This window comes from Halomonas sp. MCCC 1A11062, from assembly GCF_021404355.1.
Taxonomy (GTDB): Bacteria; Pseudomonadota; Gammaproteobacteria; order Pseudomonadales; family Halomonadaceae; genus Halomonas; species Halomonas aerodenitrificans.
In genome coordinates, this window is the sequence record NZ_JABFTW010000048.1 from 1 (window position 1) to 2,913 (window position 2,913).

The following is a 2,913-nucleotide window of genomic DNA, read 5'->3' on the forward strand; positions in this document are numbered from 1 at the left end:
CTTAAACTGAAGAGTTTGATCATGGCTCAGATTGAACGCTGGCGGCAGGCCTAACACATGCAAGTCGAGCGGCAGCACGGGAAGCTTGCTTCCTGGTGGCGAGCGGCGGACGGGTGAGTAATGCATAGGAATCTGCCCGATAGTGGGGGATAACCTGGGGAAACCCAGGCTAATACCGCATACGTCCTACGGGAGAAAGCAGGGGCTCTTCGGACCTTGCGCTATCGGATGAGCCTATGTCGGATTAGCTGGTTGGTGAGGTAATGGCTCACCAAGGCGACGATCCGTAGCTGGTCTGAGAGGATGATCAGCCACATCGGGACTGAGACACGGCCCGAACTCCTACGGGAGGCAGCAGTGGGGAATATTGGACAATGGGCGCAAGCCTGATCCAGCCATGCCGCGTGTGTGAAGAAGGCCCTCGGGTTGTAAAGCACTTTCAGTGGGGAAGAAAGCCTGGTGGTTAATACCCGTCAGGAAGGACATCACCCACAGAAGAAGCACCGGCTAACTCCGTGCCAGCAGCCGCGGTAATACGGAGGGTGCGAGCGTTAATCGGAATTACTGGGCGTAAAGCGCGCGTAGGTGGCTTGATAAGCCGGTTGTGAAAGCCCCGGGCTCAACCTGGGAACGGCATCCGGAACTGTCAGGCTAGAGTGCAGGAGAGGAAGGTAGAATTCCCGGTGTAGCGGTGAAATGCGTAGAGATCGGGAGGAATACCAGTGGCGAAGGCGGCCTTCTGGACTGACACTGACACTGAGGTGCGAAAGCGTGGGTAGCAAACAGGATTAGATACCCTGGTAGTCCACGCCGTAAACGATGTCGACTAGCCGTTGGGTCCTTCGCGGACTTTGTGGCGCAGTTAACGCGATAAGTCGACCGCCTGGGGAGTACGGCCGCAAGGTTAAAACTCAAATGAATTGACGGGGGCCCGCACAAGCGGTGGAGCATGTGGTTTAATTCGATGCAACGCGAAGAACCTTACCTACCCTTGACATCCTGCGAACCCTTCGGAGACGAAGGGGTGCCTTCGGGAACGCAGAGACAGGTGCTGCATGGCTGTCGTCAGCTCGTGTTGTGAAATGTTGGGTTAAGTCCCGTAACGAGCGCAACCCTTGTCCTTATTTGCCAGCGGGTAATGCCGGGAACTCTAAGGAGACTGCCGGTGACAAACCGGAGGAAGGTGGGGACGACGTCAAGTCATCATGGCCCTTACGGGTAGGGCTACACACGTGCTACAATGGTCGGTACAAAGGGTTGCGAACTTGCGAAAGTGAGCTAATCCCAGAAAGCTGATCTCAGTCCGGATCGGAGTCTGCAACTCGACTCCGTGAAGTCGGAATCGCTAGTAATCGTGAATCAGAATGTCACGGTGAATACGTTCCCGGGCCTTGTACACACCGCCCGTCACACCATGGGAGTGGACTGCACCAGAAGTGGTTAGCCTAACCTTCGGGAGGGCGATCACCACGGTGTGGTTCATGACTGGGGTGAAGTCGTAACAAGGTAGCCGTAGGGGAACCTGCGGCTGGATCACCTCCTTAAACGACGTATCACGCCTCGCGGCAAGTGCTCACAATGAATTACCTGATCGGCCAGAGCAAAGACTGTTAGACTTCCCACTGTTCTCTGAACAGTCTGCTCTTTAACAATGTGAATCATGCTGACAATTTCTCCGCAAGGAGAAATGCAAGATACGTCTCAAGCGTATCCGGCAATTGTCGTACGTAATCGCGGACCAGACCCTTTCGGGTTATATGGTCAAGCGATTAAGCGCATACGGTGGATGCCTTGGCAGCCAGAGGCGATGAAAGACGTGGTAGCCTGCGATAAGGCTCGGTGAGGTGGCAAACGACCTGTGACCCGGGCATTTCTGAATGGGGAAACCCACCCAGCACAAGCTGGGTATCCCACACTGAATCCATAGGTGTTGGGAGGCGAACCGGGGGAACTGAAACATCTAAGTACCCCGAGGAAAAGAAATCAACCGAGATTCCCCCAGTAGCGGCGAGCGAACGGGGACTAGCCCTTAAGCGGCACAACTGATAGGCGAACAGGCTGGGAAGCCTGACCATAGCGGGTGATAGTCCCGTAGCCGAAATCTGAGTGTCGTGAAATCGAGTAGGTCGGGGCACGTGAAACCTTGACTGAACATGGGGGGACCATCCTCCAAGGCTAAATACTCCTGGCTGACCGATAGTGAACCAGTACCGTGAGGGAAAGGCGAAAAGAACCCCGGAGAGGGGAGTGAAATAGATCCTGAAACCGTATGCGTACAAGCAGTGGGAGCCGACTTGTTCGGTGACCGCGTACCTTTTGTATAATGGGTCAGCGACTTATTTTCAGTGGCGAGCTTAACCGAATAGGGGAGGCGTAGGGAAACCGAGTCTTAACTGGGCGACCAGTCGCTGGAAATAGACCCGAAACCGGGCGATCTATCCATGAGCAGGTTGAAGGTTGAGTAACATCAACTGGAGGACCGAACCAGGATCTGTTGAAAAAGATTTGGATGACTTGTGGATCGGAGTGAAAGGCTAATCAAGCCCGGAGATAGCTGGTTCTCCTCGAAAGCTATTTAGGTAGCGCCTCACGTATCACCGCCGGGGGTAGAGCACTGTTTCGGCTAGGGGGTCATCCCGACTTACCAACCCGAGGCAAACTCCGAATACCGGTGAGTGCCAGCGTGGGAGACACACGGCGGGTGCTAACGTCCGTCGTGAAAAGGGAAACAACCCAGACCGTCAGCTAAGGTCCCGAAATCCTGGTTAAGTGGGAAACGATGTGGGAAGGCTCAGACAGCTAGGAGGTTGGCTTAGAAGCAGCCATCCTTTAAAGAAAGCGTAATAGCTCACTAGTCGAGTCGGCCTGCGCGGAAGATGTAACGGGGCTAAACCAGGTACCGAAGCTACGGGT

2 rRNA genes are annotated in these 2,913 nt (G+C 54.8%); both read left to right on the forward strand.

Annotated elements, in window-relative coordinates:
* Window positions 1–3: 3 nt before the first annotated feature.
* Window positions 4–1,544: ribosomal RNA gene (locus HOP58_RS22670) — 16S ribosomal RNA — on the forward strand.
* Window positions 1,545–1,759: 215 nt separating this feature from the next.
* Window positions 1,760–2,913 (forward strand): 23S ribosomal RNA (locus HOP58_RS22675); the annotation flags it as partial.